This is a genomic window from Paraburkholderia sp. FW306-2-2C-D06C (assembly GCF_058781505.1).
Window position 1 is genome coordinate 191,566 of record NZ_JBYSWU010000006.1, and the last position, 17,343, is coordinate 208,908.

Here is a 17,343-nt window from a genome sequence, read left to right on the forward strand (position 1 = left end):
GTGCCACCCGGTATTGGTGTGATCAAATAGCTTCGATTGCAGTACACGCTTTATCCTCCGCCGAGGCTTCGGCATGACACACCGGTTTCCCCCCTGTTCTTCAGGGCATGAATCGTGATTTCAATTGCATTGCAGTTGGACGATGGGCTCTGTGTCCATCGTGACGATCCGGAAGAGGTCGCGGCTTGGTCCGCCGGCCACGAGTCATCGATGTATTAGCCGCCTTGTGAGGGCACGACTCGTCGAAGGATCAAAGGTCTGCTGCGCGCCAATGCCGGCGCAGCCCGCCCATCTGCCATCCCCCCACGCAAACCAGCCGTCAGGCTCACATGCGCCCTCAGGCGAGTGATCCGGCGGGTCATCAAACCATGCCCGTTCCTCTGGCATTCCAATAGCCCCGGGCGCGCGCATCTGTGCGCCGATCATCTGCTTTGACACATGCGTTTTGCGCACGCGGTCGCATGTAAAGCCGATTCCACGCGGGCATCTCTCACTTTCAAGCACAGCAGACCGCCTCTTATCCAGGTCACCGGATCTACAAACTCAACCTTACCCTTTGGCGCCTGTTCGTTCCTTCGTCCATTAACCGGCAAAGCCCCTCAGGCACGCAGCTGGCCCTCCCGCCCCCTTCCCGTCAGCGCGCAATCAACAGGCTCCGAGCCGGCTGTGATATGGCGCGGCACGTCCGCACCCCGGGGGCTGTGTTCGTGAATACCGCCAGCGCGCAACACAATGTGCGGGTCTGGCGGGTACTGAAGCGGAGGATTCAAATGGCCATGCTGGCAGATGCTGTACACGAGCTTGCCGGGGCGAGCGCCTTGGCCGGCGGTAGCTTTAAACATCAGGAAAACCGGCGTCATCTGGTGACACCGTTCCTGCGCTTTGCCCGGGAACTCAAGGCCCTTACCCGGTCACTTGCCGAGGTCAAGCCCTGGCTGGTGCATGCCTATGCAGCACACTGTGTCGCTCAAGGAATGACCCCGGGACACCTTGAGAACATATTTTCTGCCATCCGCGTCGTTCTGGATGTGATGGGAAACGACCTGGGTAAAAGCTGCAGCAACCGGCAGCTTGGCCTGCCATATCGCGTGCGCAAAGGCGCCCGCCGCGCCCAGACACCCGGCGAGCTTGACGCGCTGCTGGAGCGCGCGGCCCGCATTGATCGCGGACTCGGGCACCTCATCGCGCTCGCCCGGCACCTCGGCCTGCGTCGGCTTGAAGCCCTGATGTGTGGAAGGGACTTGAGGATGTGGCTTGATGCGCTGATGAGCGGCAAGACCAGGCTAGATGTGATGCGGGGGGCCAAAAATTTACGTGCCCGGGAAGTGGAGGTGCTCGAGGCGCAGCGGGAGGACACCATCAAGGTTATCCAGGCCGCACTGGAATATGCCGTTGCGCACAACTATGAGTTCATCACAGGACGCGGCAAAACACTTGAGTCGGCGATCAACAGGCTGAAAGCAATACTGCGTCGCGCCGGAATGACAGGAGAACTATCTTTTCATTCACTTCGTTACACATATGCCTTGGAGCTTGCGCTGCAGCTGCTGGACAGCGGTGTCGCACCCTATGAGACCCTCGTCCGCCTGAGCGCCTCGCTCGGCCACGGTCCCACGAGAATACAAATGATTTTCAACTACTACTGTCAACCCATTGCGCATCAATTCAAGGGTTGCCTGAAAATCCATAAGAAAGAAGCACACCGCCGAAGCCCGGCAAAGCAGTTGCCCCGGGCGGCCGCGCGGCGGGAAGCGAAACTCCGGCATGCCCGGCTAAGTGGCTCTCCAATTGGTCGGATGGATTTGCCGACGAATGCGATGCCCGCAATGCCCGCACGGGGCGCCCGCAGGCGCACGGGCGGAAAACGCGCGGTTTCCCACGCTCGCGCACCGGTCGACCACGCCGGCCAGGACCATAAAAGTGGCCGCCAAACCGGTTGATTCATCTGCATTCCGCTCCTTTTTTAATATACACAGGACTCCGCTACTTTGATGAAAACGTTCGAAAGACAGCCGCGTCGCACCGGGACAACCTCCGTGCCAATCACCGCCGAGATGGAAGCATCGAGCGCTACTGCAAGCTCGCCCGCAACGATCAGCGTGATGCAGGCGTCGCCCGGGTTGCCCGACCAGGCCGCCAGCCGAAGTGGCGCGTCCACCGACACCGGCCCTGGCAACACTGGCTCAACGCCGCAGCAGTCTGCGATTCATGATCAGGTGGAAAGCGTCATTGCCGCCATCGGCTGCAACCAGATCATGAACGCGCGCCTGCGCGAGGCATGGATGATGTTCGGCGTCTTTCTCCAGTGGCGTGGCACGTTGCCCGAGCGGCTCCAGGACATCGCCGCGACGGAGTTCGAGCCGTTCGTCTCTCATTGCCGGGCAACGCAGGCAAACGTCGACGCCGTTCTCTGGGCACTTTCGCCGTTGCGTACCCTCCTTGCTCATGCGGGGCATCGCGCGGACGCACTTGCTGCACTATCCGCCCGGACGACAAGCGTGCGGGTGGGCAGCGGCGGCAATCGCAAGTACCGCCGCGACCGCCGGTTCGCCACGCCGGCCGCCGGATCGAGGGTCGCACCCGAGCAGTGCGATCTTCCTGAGCCCGTCCGATGACGCACCGCAGTCCTCCATATCGCTATTTCGGATTTCCAGCCTGCCCTGACCTACCCACCTCTTCCTGAACAGGAGAAAACAGATGAACCATCACTACCTCATCCTCACCAGCGGCAATGATGTGCAGGAGAGCGCCGTAGCTGACCTCGTCAGCTCGCGTACTGGTGCACGCCTGGTCCGCGTGGAAGTGCCTCGCAAAGCGTCTGCACAGCTTGAACCAGACGCGGTACGCGTACGGGCCGACCGGCCCGACGCGCTTTACTGCATGCTGGCCGCTGCCTCGCACGCCTACTGTGTGGCCGTCTCGGCACCATCGGTGGCTCCCACGCTTGAGTTCCTTGCGGAACACCCTGGCACAGCGAATGATTTTGCGCTCATCATCTGCACCGCAACACCCCGTGAGGGATCACAGCAAAGCGCAGTCGGAACGCTCACCAAGCTCGCCTCGATGGGCGTTGACCCGACGCAGGTTGGCGTGGTCTATACCCATACGCCGCGCGACGCGTTCGTAGAGCAGGCGTTCACGCAACTGGCCGGCTATCTGGCTAACGGCCCCTTTGCGGCGGTCAGCCGTGAAGCCGTGCTTAAGGACTCGACGGCCTTTGAGCGCGCCCGTGAGTTGCAGCTTCCGATCGCCGGCGTTCTGAGCGGCCAGGTCCGCTTCGAGTCAGCACTTGAGGAGGCGCGCCAGGCCGGAGAACCGGAAGAGCTTCTGCACGCTCTTGCCCGCAAACTCCTCGCGCAGCGCGCATTGACCGGTTGCCGGGTGGACATCGACAAAGCGCTCGACATGCTTCGCGTTCCCCACATCCTGCAGCAGGAGCTGCCGCCCGCCGTGTCGGTCACCTCAACCCCGCCCCAGCCGCACGCCGTTGCACTGGTGGACGGCGGTGTCGTACTGGATGAGACAAGCCCGCCTCACAGCGAGCCCATGCCGGGCTAAATGGCCCAGGAGTCCGGGACCGAGGAGGTCCCGGGTAAGCGCGGCCGGCTCCAGCGTCCCGGCCGCGCCACCGGCGTCGGGGCGCTGAATGGTGAGGACGTTCCGAGTCGCCCTTTTCCTGAACGGGCGTCGCATGATCTCGTGAGAAAACGCAATGCTTTTGTGCTCCCGGACTGCCAGACCCCCAAGCGTATCGCACACAACGACGGATACGCCCGGCAATTGCTCGCGGGCGCTGATCAACAGGGACCTCGCCTATGTTCGGCCAGCTCGATGTGCTAATGGGCAGTTCCTCAAGAACGCTTGCTTCCAGCGGCGGCCCCGTCGCATGCAGAACCCCCTCACCCTCGGATATCTGCGATATTCAAGTTCACCCGGACATGCTCCGGCGCTTCATCGCCCGTGCATTCGGCGGTCATGTTACAGGCGCTCGAAATCGTAGGCAGCGTCGAAGGTCAGCCACGAAGGACCGACCTGATGTCTCGCTCGCGGTCACTGGAGCAGCAATGACCAGGTAAGGACCAGACGCGGGCGACTGTTCGCATTGGGGGTGTGACTCACGACCGAGCGATCATGGCCACCTGCTGCCCGTCGTGACCGGCAGCAACCGACCGACCCATTGCGGCCCGTCAAGCCAGCGCGACATCTACGGCGGCTTTCAAGGTACAACGGCCGTTCGTCGACTCGCATAGGGAGACGGGAGTTCGGCCTGAGCCGACATTGGGCCGGGTTGGGTTCTACGTCAGCAATGTGGCGGATTGCTGACAGTGGCGGGATCGAGCAGACGGATGGCAGCTTTTTGCATTAGCGAACTCACACTCCCGACCCACTGCGGACCCTGGACCAGGCGTCGCCTCTTCGGCGGCTTTTGCGGTACAGCGGTCATTCATCCCTTCGAGTCGGTCGGCAAGTCGTCAGCCAATGAAGCCGCCGTTCGGATAGCCGCGAATTTTATCGCTCGCGAGTGGTGGCTTACAAAAGGACCGTATGATCTGATTGCTGTCGACCCATCTCCGACACTCGAGAATCGAAAACTGGATGCCGTAGAGCAGCCTTTGAGCGACCGGTTACAGGTGTCGGCACTGTCGTTGACCCAACGCGGTCTGATCTATGACGCGTGCCAAAGCGCGTGACGGAACCCATTGGCCTCCTTGTGCAATGAATCGGGAGGTCGCGTCGACGACTGTTTGGTTGCTGTCATCATCGAATACGGCAAAGACAGGTGCGACGACCGACTCCGCGAGGGCAAATTGCTGCTTTTCGAATCTGCTCGGGTCGATGCGGCCTTCGGCATCGAAGGTGAGAATGGAAAACGTGTTCCGAACGACGCGCACCGGGTTTCTGGCCACAAGCTCGACCACGACGCTGGCCATTCGCGCTCGTTGCCCGGCAAAAACGGGCAGGCAGTGGCTTGCCGGATCTTGCAGCATCTGGTCGAACGTTGTGTTTGACAGCCGCCAGAGGGTATCGTCACGAGCGATCAAAAACGTTCGGCAAGAAAAACCCATGGTTCTGCCCCTTGCATTAACGGTGACGCTCACCACGCTCGGCAAGATCCCACAACGTGCCTTCCCCGCAGCAGATTCGCCCCTTTACCTTACACCGTGCGCATGACCAGGCTTCGGGTTGGCTCGGTCGATGTCCGGCTCCGCTGGGCCTCTCCTGCACGTGAAGCACGTCGCAGTCATCGCGCTCGTGGAGTCGAAGTGAGTCGCGCAGGCGATCACGGTTGCGTGGAACCACGCCACGGGCTTTGCCGCGCCCCGCTGAGGGCCACGCGCACCCTTCTCGTCCAGAAAGTGTCCTGCGTTAATGAATGCGTGACTGCGGTCGGAATGAAGCAAGTAAGGAACGCCTCAGCGCGAGGATGGAAACGCTTGCCTCTTGACGTCTCACTGCATGATCTCGCCGCTCCATCGATCACGGTTGGCCCAGAACGGACACTGCATACATTTTTCGCCTTCCGGGTAGTCAATGCCTTCCTCATGCGGGCAGCCGATGATGCGATCGACGGCAACCACCGATTTCGCACCGTGATGATCGATGAATCGAATGATTGCTTCGGTGACTTCTGGATCGATTCTCGCATCGGTGGTTTTGCAGAACCACCGCTCAACAGGGTCCGCGTCAGCACCTTCGTGCGCGACGATGCCAACAGAGACCTTCGTCGCTCTCGTGTCGTCTGGTCCGTAGAAGGCAACCGTTGCCACCGGATAGCCGCAGAAGCCTTTGCCACGTTTTTTCGCAAACTTGTCCCGGTACCACTGCGCCTTGAATGTCACGACTCCTCCCTCGCATGCCTTGCCGAGTGACGTAAGCGGCGTCACCGGTGTACACAAAGCGTACCAAGTTTCTACACCTTGACCGGCCGCCCGGCAAGCGGGTTCGGGAAGTAATGGCTGCGTGAACCGAGCAAGGGGCATTCGCAGCACAGACGCGGGCGACCGCAATGGAGTGACTCGCTCCGGTTGGTGATCGGCGGTAGGCGGCCGGCTACATGATCATCGTGCGACACGAAGTCGCTTGTAGAAGTTGTTCCCACGGCAACGGAGGGTACCACCCGTGTCACCGGGTGAATCTAGGAGCCTGAATAAAGAGCGGTTCTGACAACGTAACGAAGCGCCGCAAGGTGCGGGGTATCAATCGCGAGAGGCGTACCCTTCTGGCAGCCACACGCCGGATGAGTGCCAGATAGTCGGTAGGGTGAAAACATTTGAATCTGCGATAAAGATCGTCATGTAGAACAAGCGGAAGTGGCTACCACGCTTGAACCAAAACGGTAACGGAGGCGGGAATAGCGTCTGATAATTGCGCTCTCGTGACCCATACGCCTCCCGGTCAATAGCAGGCACCTAACCCGACGTACTTTACAAGCGGAACGTGGAAACCCCGTATCGCTCCCTTCGGGGACAGCAGGCTGCAAGGTCTGCCCATGGTGGTGCGGGCATAGGAACGAGGACAAAGCGAACGCCGGCCTGTAATGGGACGGATAGGGGTTGCAACATCACCTCACGCGAAAGCGGGCAGACTTCCTCATGGTCTCTCTTCACCAGAGAGTTTCCAGAACCATCTTAACGGAGGGAAAGCAAATGAGCGCTGCAACACAGGCGCGTGCGCCTTCTGGCGTGACGTGGGACGGCATCAATTGGGCCAAGGTCCGACGGTACGTAAGAAGGCTGCAGACGCGTATGGTGAAGGCGTCACAGGCCGGCCGCCACAACAAGGCGAAAGCCTTGCAATGGTTGCTGACCCACTCGTTCAGCGGCAAGGCATTAGCCGTGAAGCGGGTGACTGAAAATCAAGGCAGGAACACCCCCGGTGTGGACAAGGTAACGTGGAAAACACCGGCGGCAAAGACCAACGCGATTGCGTCGTTGAAGAGGCGGGGCTACTCGCCCCTTCCGCTTCGGAGAGTGTTGATTCCGAAGAAAAACGGCAAGACGAGGCCGCTCGGCATACCCGTCATGAAGTGCAGAGCCATGCAAGCATTACATTTGCTGGCGCTGGAACCGATTGCGGAAACCACCGCCGATCTGAACTCCTATGGGTTCAGGCCGGAGCGCTCAACCGCTGATGCAGGAGAGCAATGCTTCACTTCTCTTGCGCAAAAGACGAGTGCGGAATGGGTGCTAGAGGCCGACATTCAAGGCTGTTTCGACCAAATCAGTCACGACTGGATGCTCGCCCATATCCCCACGGATAAGGCGATCCTCAAGAAGTGGCTCAAGGCGGGATTCGTGTACCAGAACGAACTCTTCCCGACTGAGGCAGGTGCCCCGCAAGGGGGAATTATCAGCCCTGTCTTGGCTAACATGACGTTGGACGGTCTCGAAGCCAGGCTGGCGGAGAAGTTTCCGAAGGCAAGGCGGGCAGGCTTAAAAATGAACATGGTGCGTTACGCGGACGACTTCATTATTACGGGCAATTCAAAAGAATGGCTGGAACAGGAGGTCAAGGCCGCAGTGGTTGAATTTCTGGCGGAACGCGGGTTAGTCCTATCGCCAGAGAAGACCAGAATAACGCATATCAGGGAGGGGTTTGACTTTCTCGGATGGAACATTCGCAAGTACAACGGCAAGCTGCTCATGAAGCCGTCCAAAGCGAACGTCAAAGCGCATCTTGACAAGATCCGTGAGGTCGTCAAGGCCAACAAGACGGCTAAACAGGCCCACCTGATAAGGCTGCTCAATCCGGTACTACGTGGATGGGCGAATTACCACAGGCATGTAGTCGCCAAGGAAACCTTCGCTCGGGTTGATGACGATGTCTGGTCGATGCTATGGCGATGGGCGGTAAGAAGGCATCCGAACAAGGGAGCCCGCTGGGTTAAGGAAAAATATTTCAAGACCCGAGGTGCCCGGAACTGGGTATTCACCGCCACAGAAAAACAAGAGGATGGAACGCAACGGGAGCTCACCCTGCTACAAGAATCTGATACGCCAATCCAGCGGCATATCAAGATCAGAGCCAACGCCAATCCGCACGACCCAGACTGGAAGCATTACTTCGAGTCCCGATGGGGCACGAAAATGCAGAACTCGTCAAAAGGCCGTGCGAAGCTGTACCGCGTCTGGCTCAGGCAGGACGGCCTGTGTCCTGACTGTCAGGAACCCATCACGACGGGCATCCCTTGGGGTGTTCGTTGTATCGTGAAAAGAACCGAAGGCGGATCGGACGCAGCGAGTAATCTTCAAGTACACCATCCCGATTGCCGTAGAAATCATTAGTCTGCCGAAAATACCGTTGTGAAACCGGGTGTCGCGAGATGCCTTTGCAGAGGCTTGAGCCGTGTGGATCGAAAGACCCATGCACGGTTCTGAGGGGGCTGGACGCGGGTAACCGCGCCCAGCTACCCGACATTCAAAGGCGCAGCGTTGAACGTCCGTAGGTCGGTCCAACGAGACACTCTGCCATTTAGTCGTTTGTAACAAACGCGCCAACTGATTTTCGCCGCGCGGGAGGGAGCCGCCATCGGCATCCCATCTCGTGTGACTCAGGTTTTGGTACCCTTTCATCGTGAGTCCTGTTTCTCTTGGCAGAATTCGGAAATTCACGGCGACCGCCGTGAAGGTTAAAGGTTGGTCAGCCGGCGGCAGAGCCGGGGGCGAATTTCTGTGAGTTGATACGTAGCAATCAGGTCGTCCTACAGCAGATGAAAAGACAGTTCACAAGACATGCGCAACGCAGCGGCCAGGCGTATCCCGGACGCTTGGTCCACCCCACAATTCGAGCGGACCAGGCGCAAACGGAGCTTCGTCCAGTTCGCACTGGCGTGGTGGGCCTGCTGGTTGATTCCGAAGCCGCGTTCCGCGAAAACAGGCCGCTTCAGCGCTTGCTGCAACAGTGTCATGAGGACGGGCGTTCTTGACTGCTTCCGACATTCTCGCGCCACACCTGACGCCCGGTGGTCACCTGCTTGCGGTGCCGGAGGACGCCGCGCCACTATTGGCGGATGAAATACGACCGCGGTTGGGCAGTTCTTTTGCGCTTGGCGCAGGACATGGCCTGCTGCATCTGGGAACGGCGGAAATCGGCCGCATTTTGCCGCCCGCATGGGCCTGGTGGCGTGATTTTGCCGCGCGCTATGTCACCGCCTTGTGTGCCACGCCCGAAGGCGGCGAGATCGCGGTCGTCACGCCTGCTGCCAAGGATTTCGATGCCCTGATTGCCGATGCACCGCCGATGACGGGCGGGGAGTATCTAACGCCAGATGTGCTGGCCACGCTGTGGGGCGAGATCAATACCGCCTTGCACCAGGAACTGGCGACCGCAAAAGTCTCGCTTCAGGATTTCCTCAAGTCGCGCCACCCGGCCTGGAATCTCGTCGGCCGCGTGCATTTCAACCTCGCTGAGAACCGCAAGGACCCGGAGTCACCGTTCGCCTTCCTTGCGACTTACACCTCGCGCCTGTCGGCACATGGCAAAGCGCAACACCAGCCACTGTCGCAAGCCCTCGCGGAATTTTCGGGAGCCAGGAGCCGTGCGCAACTCTTGTCGCTACTGCTGCCGGTCCAGCGCGCCGCGGAACACTGCGATTGGCTTCGCGAAATGGTGGATACCGGCGAGATATACCATCCGCTGCGCTGGACGCCGCTTGACGCCCACCGCTTCCTTTCGGACCTGTCCAAACTCGAAGCCGCCGGGATTGTCGTACGCACGCCAAGCGTCTGGCAGGCGGGCCGCCCTGCTCGTCCCGTTGTGAGAGCCAGCGTCGGAGCGCGACCGCCTTCGCTCCTGGGCAAGGACGCGTTGCTCGATTTCAGCATGGAGGTCTCCCTCGACGGCGAGAGTCTCAGCGCCTCCGAGGTTAGGGATCTGCTCAAAGGCGCCGACGGGTTGCAACTCATCCGTGGTCGCTGGGTCGAAGTGGACAACAAAAAGCTCAGTCGCCTCCTGGAGCGATTCGAGGCCATGGAAAGGGCGGCGAAAACCGGTCTGCCATTTAATGAGGCCCTACGCATTCTGGCGGGTGTTTCGCTCGACGATAGCGGCGACCCCGCTGACCGAGACTGGTCGCAGCTTGTTGCAGGGCCATGGCTGGCCGACATCTTGCAGAAGTTGCGTCAGCCGGACGGGTTGGCACAGATCAGCCCGGGACCGGAACTCAAGGCCAGCCTGCGGCCCTACCAACAGGCCGGCGTGCGGTGGTTGTACCTGCTCACCCGGCTCGGACTGGGCGCTTGCCTGGCGGACGATATGGGCCTGGGCAAGACCATGCAGGTACTCTCGCTGCTGCTCGTGCTGAAGCGCGAAAGCGCCGAGGCGCGGCCCAGCCTGCTGGTCGCCCCCGCATCGCTGCTGGCCAACTGGGCGGCAGAGGCCGAGCGCTTCGCCCCCGGCTTGCGCCTGCTGATCGCCCATCCGTCGGTCATGCCGGCGGCCGATTTGCGTGCGCTGGACGCCGCGCGGCTTGCGGACATCGATCTCGTCGTCACCAGCTTTGGCTCGCTTCTTCGCCAGCCGGTACTGGGTACCATCCAATGGCGGGTTGCCGTCGTCGATGAAGCGCAGGCGATCAAGAATCCGGGCGCCAAGCAAACGCGACAGGTCAAGCAGCTCCATGCGCAATCGCGTATCGCGCTGACCGGAACCCCCGTGGAAAACCGCCTGTCCGATCTGTGGTCCATTTTCGATTTCACCCACCCCGGTTTGCTGGGCTCGGACAAAGTCTTCGCCAACTTTACCAGGCGGCTGGCGAAGGCCGAGCACTTCGGCCCGCTGCGCACGCTCGTGCGGCCCTACATCCTGCGCCGCCTGAAGACCGACAAGCGGGTAATCGACGACCTTCCGGACAAGACCGAACTCAAGGCCTGGTGCCACCTGAGCCCGAGCCAGGCGGCGCTTTATCAGCGCGCGGTGAAAGATCTGGCCGCCGCGCTTGACGACGTCGAAGGCATAGGTCGCAAGGGTGTGGTGCTGAGCTTCCTGATGCGCTTCAAACAGATATGCAACCATCCCTCGCAATGGCTGGGCGACGCAGCGTGGAAGGAGGACGACAGCGGCAAGTTCGCCCGCCTGCGCCAGCTGGCCGAAGTCATCGCCGCCAAGCAGGAAAAGGTGCTGATATTCACCCAGTTCCGGGAGACCACGGAGCCGCTGGCGGCATTTCTGGGTTCAATCTTTGGTCGCGAAGGTCTGGTGCTCCATGGCGGCACTCCGGTAGCCAAGCGCCGCGAACTCGTCAAGCGATTCCAGGAAGATGAGCTGACACCCTTCTTCGTGCTCTCGCTCAAGGCAGGTGGCGCGGGGTTGAATCTCACCGCCGCTTCCCATGTGATCCACTACGACCGCTGGTGGAACCCGGCCGTGGAAAATCAGGCGACTGACCGTGCGTTTCGTATCGGCCAGCAGAGGAACGTTTTGGTGCATAAGTTTATCTGCCGTGGCACGATCGAGGACCGTATCGACCAGTTGATTGAAGCGAAGCAGCAATTGGTGAAGGATGTGCTGGAGGGCGGCGCGGAACTCCTGCTCACCGAGATGAGCGATCGAGAGTTGCTCGATCTCGTGAAGCTCGACGTTTATGCCGCGCAAGAAAATTGATCGTCAAGAGGAAGCGCAATGGGTTACGGGGGATGGCAGCCTTACGTCTCGGTCGCCGAGCGCAGGAAAAAGGCTGAACTGGCCGCTGCCAAGGCGAAGAAGGCTGGTGCGGTCCTGTCGCCAATCGTGTCGAACCGTGGCGCCATCGCCAAGACCTTCTGGGGCAAGGCCTGGTGCGACAATCTGGAAGGCTACAGCGACTATGCCAACCGCCTGCCGCGCGGTCGAACCTATGTGCGCAACGGTTCCGTGATCGACCTTCAGATTACGGCAGGCGAAGTCCGCGCGCAGGTAATGGGTTCGAGCCTCTACACGGTCGCCGTGAACGTGACGGCGTGTCCTGATAAGCAATGGCGAGCAATTGGAGCCGATTGCGCGGGGTCGATCGATTCGATCGTGGAACTCTTGCAGGGCAAGCTCTCGACAGCCGTGATGGAGCGCATCTGCAAACCTGGCACCGGTCTTTTCCCGGCGCCAAAGGAAATCACGTTCAATTGCAGTTGCCCGGACTGGGCGTCGATGTGCAAGCACGTTGCTGCCGTGCTCTACGGCGTTGGCGCACGCCTCGACCAGCAGCCAGAATTCCTCTTCGCCTTGCGCCGGGTCGATGCCAATGATCTCGTCAGTCAGGTCGGTGCCGGCCTGCCTAAATCGAGAAAACGCCCGGCCACCGCCAAGGTGCTCGACGACGCGCTGGTGGCCGATGTGTTTGGCATCGAGATGGCCGAAGCTTACCCACCGGCGAAGCCTGTTGCCGGACGTGCCAAGCCATCGGCAGGTAAGGTGACAGCGAAGACGGCGGCAAAGTCGGCTGTCTCGACAACCCGGAAGCCGCCCGCGACCGCGAAGACTGCGGCGGACAATAAAGTGGTAACAAAGAAGTCGCCAGTCAAGCCCTCTGCTGAGCCACGTAAGTCAATGTCTGGCAACGTCGTTACCGGTAAAGCAAACGTGGCGAATTCGCCTGCAACCCCGAAAGAGGCTGCAGCAAGGAATCGCGCCAGTACTCGACCGGTGAAAGGTAAGTCCCGTTAAACTCCGATTCAATCTCGCATTGCTACGCGAGAAGCGAGTGACGTCGATGAATGAAATTCTTTTCCTCGGGAAACCCCGGCGTCTGGCGAAGTCTCCCGATCATGTTGAGCGTCAGCGGACGTATCCGGTTCAGGATTTCACAGAGACCAGATTGACGGTATTTTCAATACTTGAACGACCGTTTCGTGAACATTGCAAACGGCTGTAACGGCCGATCACTTGACGAGCATGACCGTCGGAGGAAGGTCCGTTGTCTGGGCTGAGCCGGCGCTCGAATGTCCATCTGAGAGCTCGATCGAACGACCGCAGGTGGCCGGATCCCGTCCGATGCTGAACTTCCGTGACCATGACCAGATCGTGCCCGCGATCGAGTCGATTCACGCGCCAGATGTTGCCGGCGGAAATACACTCCTCACCGCCGCTGTCGACGATGACATGCTCGTCGGTTTCGAGGATGAATCGGTTGCCCGCTGCGCGCGTTGTCACGGGGTGGGAGATTTTCGATGCTTTGGCGAACGCCTTGCGGGCGTTCTCGAGGCCGAACTTTTCCACCGACGGCGGCGCGAACTGATGCGTGCTATGGCCGCCGGAGCAGGCGAGAATTTCCGGACCGACAACGTCGGTATTGCTATGATTGTTCGGCATATAGTCTTTCGCCTAGGTTATACCCGGAAACACTATCCTGGGCCCTTAAGGACGTGCTAAAAAGAGCCGATATCCCGGAAGCGCGACTGGAAGTCCGGTCCGGAGATTGGAGAATCCCACGCGGTCTGTCGCACGGAATTCCGAGGTGAAAGTATGGAAAAAAAAGTGCTCGTCGCGGTAGCCGCTGCGCTTATGTCTTCTGTGGGCGCGCTGCATCCCGAATCCGCCCGTGCCGCTGATGCTGAAGCCTCGGCCTTCGAAGACTCGACCGTCGACGCATCTCTTGATCCCGGCGAAAAACGCGTCTCCGCCGAAGCCGACATTCAGGCGCGCCTGGCAGACCTGCGCTATGCGTATTTCATCGGCTATAACGCGCGCGCCAGGGAAGACTCGAAATCCTATGCGACCTTGGGCGACGAGGTGAAGCATCGGCAAAAGCAGCTTGCTGCGCCGGCCATGCCCGCATCGCCGAAGCCGGTTGCCGAGCGGGTTGCACCCCCAAGGCGGGTCGTAGCGCAAGCCGCGTCGCTGAGGCAAGTATCCGCGCCGGTCACATCGCCGAAGCGGGATGCTGCTGCGCGAGCCACGCCGTCCAGGCAGGTCGTCGCGCAATCCGGGCCTGTGCCGCTAAAGCACGGTCCCGCGCAAGTCGCGTCTGCGCCGCCGAGGCGGGTCTCTGCACCGGTCGCGTCGTTGAAGCAGGCTTCAGTGCGGGTTACGCCGCCTAAGCGGGCTGAAATGCAACCTGTGCCTCTGAAGCAGGTTTCTACGCGGACTACGTCGCCGAAGCTGTTTGCCACCGAGTCCGAGCCTCCGATACTGATTCCGACGCAAGCCGTGACGGCATTGCCGGAAGCAAAATCGGACAATGATGACGACGCGCAGGTGACGCAGAGGCGCGATTTCCAGAACGCTCAGCGGGCGGTGCCGCAATATCGGCAGGCCGATGAGGAACCGCAATACGCCGTAGAGCAAGGAACTCAAGCGGCTCCGCCGACTCAAGCAGCGCACAACCGGCAACCTCGGCAATATCAGAATCAGCAGCCCCAGCAATACGCGGGGGCGCCGGCCTATAACCAGATGTCAACAGAGTCTCAGGAGTCAGGTGGGTACGCCGGGCGGGAATACGCGCCGTCGCCCCCGCCGCCTCGAACCGTTCAGGCTAACCAGTACGCGCCCGCTCCGTATCCGCCCGCTCGGTACCAACCGGCTGACGTGCAGTCCGCCTACGTACCTCGGCCGCCCACTCAAGCGGCGGCGCAGCAGGTCATCATAGTGGGCCGCCCGCCTGCCTATCCGACATATAACGAGATGTACACGCCGCCTGAAGTGCGGCGGCCGTACCCCGCCGGTTACGGCAATCCGGCGCAGCCAGCCGGATATCAGGGATGGGAGTAGGCGCACTCACTCGCATGTGCCGCCGGGCGCGCTGACTCACGTATGCAACGGGCCGTAACAGGCGTCCCGTTTCCATGATGGAAGCAGCATGCGCGTGCCGGACACGTGCGATGGCACTGCCGTGACTCCGATTCCCCATCAGGGCGATACCTGCTCACAGGGCGTCCATGCAGAATAAAAATCGTCCCATCCATCGATGGTGAGCACGCCCTTTAGCAGCCTGCGCTGGCATTTGTCGATGGCCGTGGCGAACGTCTGCTGCCGACGTCAATGAACGGGTGTTTTTGTTAAGGGTTATTCGACGTCTGCCCACATGCGCCGCGGCAGACTCACGATCCTGTGAATGAGGGCAGGCATCGAATAACCCTTAACAAGAGTGTGAGTTCGCTAATGCAGAAAGCTGCCGTCCGTCTCCTCGACGACGCCTGTCAGCAATCCACCACATTGCTGACGTAGAACCCAGCGCATCTCAATGTCCGCAATGGCCGAGCAGCCAACAAACGCTTCCGAGGGCTCTCGCACCTGCATTTTCCGCCAAACGCCCACTCAACGTGATAAGGAGCGGGCTATCCGAACAAGCAGAAGCTGATCCTCTCCGGATTTCACGAGGCTTCGCTTGCCCTTCGCAAAGCCTACAACTACGCGTTCCCGGACAAGAAGCACGTGCACATTCATTCGAGCTACGACGCCAAGCTGGCAGAACGTGTCGCTGGCTCTCACGCGTAGCGCGAAGAGCGACGTTGCCTGGGCGGAATGCGCCCCGCTCTTCGTGTATAAAGGAGGAAGCCTGTACTACGGGAGCCCGCCGTGCCCGAAACCCCGCCGTCAACCACGAACTCAACCGCTGAAGGTCCGAACCCGTCCTTGCCGCGAATCATCAAGCCGTGGGCCATCGGCGGCGCAATCGTGCTGTTGCTCGGCATTTTGCTGCTGATCTTCAACCCGTTCCACAAGAGCCCGGATGAACGGGCGCTGAGTGAACTGGGATTCATCAAAGGCACCTGCAACGACAGCGACGCGTCGACAGCCACGCCCGACTCGGAATGCCTGGCGTTGCGGGCGAAACCGACAATGACAGCATCTCAGGTCGCGGCCGCTTTGCCACATCTAAAGAATTCCGACCGCAAGATCGAACTGAATCTGGGAGGCACCCAGATCGATAACCTCGATTCGCTGAAGGGGCTGGACGATCTGGAATCGCTTGACCTGACGGACACGCCCGTCTGGAACATCGACGCCCTGAAGGAAATGCACTCGCTGAAAAGGCTCGTGCTCCATCGCACCGAAGTCGAAAACGTCGCCGCGCTAAAAGGGCTGACCGGTCTGCAATCGCTAAACCTCTGGGATACCCGCGTCTCGAATCTCGACGCGCTCAAGAACCTGCGCGATCTGCGAGAACTCGACCTGCGGGATACACAGGTTCGCGATCTCAATCCGCTCGAGGATTTGCCTCATCTGGAAACGCTCAAACTCGGGGGCGCGAGGAACGTCCGGAACGTCGACGCGCTCAGCCAGCTCGCCTCCTTGCAGACGCTCGACCTCAACGAAACCCAGGTCGACAGCATCAGTCAGTTGAAAAAGCTCCGCGGTCTGCAAGCGCTCTATCTAGCGAACACGCCGCTGCGAGACATCGACGCACTAAAAGGAATGTCCTCGCTCAGGACGCTCGTGCTGGACGGCTCGAAGGTCGATGATATCGACGCGGCGCAGGGCATGCTCCTGCTGGACACGCTGGTGCTCGCTCGCACGCAAGTGACGAACATCGATGCATTGAAAGGGCTCACCCGTCTGCAAAGGCTCAATCTCGCCGACACCCGGGTCGAGAACGTCGAGGCGCTGACAGACCTGAAAAGCCTGCGAATGCTCAATCTCTTTCGCACCAGGGTTCGAAACATCGATCCACTGCGAGGTTTGACCGGTTTGCAGGAACTCTACCTTGCGAACACCCCTGTCGAAGACGTCGACGCGCTGAAAGGGCTCACTGGCCTGCGAGAGCTCGTTCTGTATGGCACCCAGGCCAGGAACGTCGACGATCTCAAAGCGGCGCTTCCAAAAACGCGAATCGTGTGGTGATCATTCGACATTTTTTCAACAGGTGCGCCAGGTCAAACAGCAGCGTCCCAGATTTTGATAGTCCTTATCCGACGGCACGCGACAACTGACGTGCGCTTGCAGCGAGATTGAATCTCAAGCTCACGGCAGCGCAGTAGCTTCTGCGGAAACCGGTTTTGCGTGCGCGAGGCTGACCCGTTTCATACGGGTTCGCGGGTAGCGTATTGCGCGGCGATCGGCATCGAGGTATTGCGCTCCCGGCCAACGCATGAAACGGATCATAGGAAGCAGGTGACGGCCAGTCATGGGAAGCGGTCTGTTATAAAACGATGCGCGCGCATGTGGGCGGGACGGCTATTGGGTACACGCGGCCGTAATGTCCAATATCGGGAGCATCGGCTGGCTCTTACCGGACGTTCACTGCCCTTGCGGAACGGTCATAGCTGACATTCGCGCGAACTGAACGTCCGTGGGCGGCTAAGCGACGCATAACGGCCGCTGACCGAATCACCGGCCAACGTCGCCTTAGGCCGATGAACGAGCGTTCGTCCTTTACGATTGGATGACCGGTTACGGGGCGGAGCCGACGCTTGAACGTCCGACCGACGACGC

General features: G+C 60.3%; 11 protein-coding genes and 1 pseudogene. 9 read left to right on the forward strand and 3 right to left on the reverse strand.

Going from position 1 to position 17,343, the window contains the following annotated elements; translation table 11 throughout:
* The first annotated feature begins 770 nt into the window (after positions 1 to 770).
* The 3 genes from AC3WLT_RS06910 (at position 771) to AC3WLT_RS06920 (ending at position 3,558) form a co-directional block, all read left to right on the forward strand.
* Complete coding sequence (locus AC3WLT_RS06910; protein ID WP_492591158.1) at positions 771 to 1,940, forward strand: integrase domain-containing protein; 1,170 nt, start codon at positions 771 to 773, stop codon at positions 1,938 to 1,940.
* A 51-nt stretch (positions 1,941 to 1,991) separates the two neighbouring features.
* Positions 1,992 to 2,615 (forward strand): hypothetical protein, encoded by a 624-nt coding sequence (locus AC3WLT_RS06915; protein ID WP_492591159.1) that lies wholly within the window; start codon positions 1,992 to 1,994, stop codon positions 2,613 to 2,615.
* An 82-nt stretch (positions 2,616 to 2,697) separates the two neighbouring features.
* On the forward strand, positions 2,698 to 3,558 hold the full coding sequence (locus AC3WLT_RS06920; RefSeq protein ID WP_492591160.1) for a hypothetical protein: 861 nt from the start codon (positions 2,698 to 2,700) through the stop codon (positions 3,556 to 3,558).
* Between the two features lie 1,067 nt (positions 3,559 to 4,625).
* On the opposite strand, the gene AC3WLT_RS06925 is transcribed toward AC3WLT_RS06920, so the two are convergent.
* Both AC3WLT_RS06925 and AC3WLT_RS06930 read right to left on the reverse strand, forming a co-directional pair.
* Positions 4,626 to 5,066: a hypothetical protein gene (locus AC3WLT_RS06925; protein ID WP_492591161.1), complete on the reverse strand. Its 441-nt coding sequence runs from the start codon at positions 5,064 to 5,066 to the stop codon at positions 4,626 to 4,628.
* 384 nt (positions 5,067 to 5,450) lie between these two features.
* Complete coding sequence (locus tag AC3WLT_RS06930; RefSeq protein ID WP_492591162.1) at positions 5,451 to 5,840, reverse strand: hypothetical protein; 390 nt, start codon at positions 5,838 to 5,840, stop codon at positions 5,451 to 5,453.
* A gap of 807 nt (positions 5,841 to 6,647) precedes the next feature.
* On the opposite strand from AC3WLT_RS06930, the gene ltrA reads away from it, so the two are divergent.
* The 3 genes from ltrA (at position 6,648) to AC3WLT_RS06945 (ending at position 12,636) form a co-directional block, all read left to right on the forward strand.
* Complete coding sequence (gene ltrA, locus AC3WLT_RS06935) at positions 6,648 to 8,285, forward strand: group II intron reverse transcriptase/maturase (protein ID WP_492591163.1); 1,638 nt, start codon at positions 6,648 to 6,650, stop codon at positions 8,283 to 8,285.
* 637 nt (positions 8,286 to 8,922) lie between these two features.
* A complete protein-coding gene (locus tag AC3WLT_RS06940) occupies positions 8,923 to 11,601 on the forward strand; it encodes a DEAD/DEAH box helicase (RefSeq protein WP_492591164.1) in 2,679 nt (892 codons plus the stop codon).
* Positions 11,602 to 11,619: 18 nt separating this feature from the next.
* Positions 11,620 to 12,636 carry an SWIM zinc finger family protein gene (locus tag AC3WLT_RS06945; protein ID WP_492591165.1) on the forward strand — a complete coding sequence of 339 codons (1,017 nt, stop codon included), beginning with the start codon at positions 11,620 to 11,622 and terminating at the stop codon, positions 12,634 to 12,636.
* 129 nt (positions 12,637 to 12,765) lie between these two features.
* Here AC3WLT_RS06945 and AC3WLT_RS06950 read toward each other — a convergent pair whose 3' ends face one another.
* Entirely contained in the window at positions 12,766 to 13,281 is a 516-nt protein-coding gene (locus AC3WLT_RS06950; protein WP_492591166.1) for a hypothetical protein, read from the reverse strand.
* A 153-nt stretch (positions 13,282 to 13,434) separates the two neighbouring features.
* On the opposite strand from AC3WLT_RS06950, the gene AC3WLT_RS06955 reads away from it, so the two are divergent.
* From AC3WLT_RS06955 to AC3WLT_RS06965, 3 genes and pseudogenes are all read left to right on the forward strand, one after another.
* Positions 13,435 to 14,679, forward strand: coding sequence for a hypothetical protein (locus tag AC3WLT_RS06955; protein WP_492591167.1), 1,245 nt, complete (start codon positions 13,435 to 13,437; stop codon positions 14,677 to 14,679).
* A gap of 561 nt (positions 14,680 to 15,240) precedes the next feature.
* Positions 15,241 to 15,405: pseudogene (locus AC3WLT_RS06960) on the forward strand (NAD(P)/FAD-dependent oxidoreductase); the annotation flags it as partial.
* A 198-nt stretch (positions 15,406 to 15,603) separates the two neighbouring features.
* Positions 15,604 to 16,752: a leucine-rich repeat domain-containing protein gene (locus AC3WLT_RS06965; RefSeq protein WP_492591168.1), complete on the forward strand. Its 1,149-nt coding sequence runs from the start codon at positions 15,604 to 15,606 to the stop codon at positions 16,750 to 16,752.
* The last annotated feature ends 591 nt before the right edge of the window (positions 16,753 to 17,343 follow it).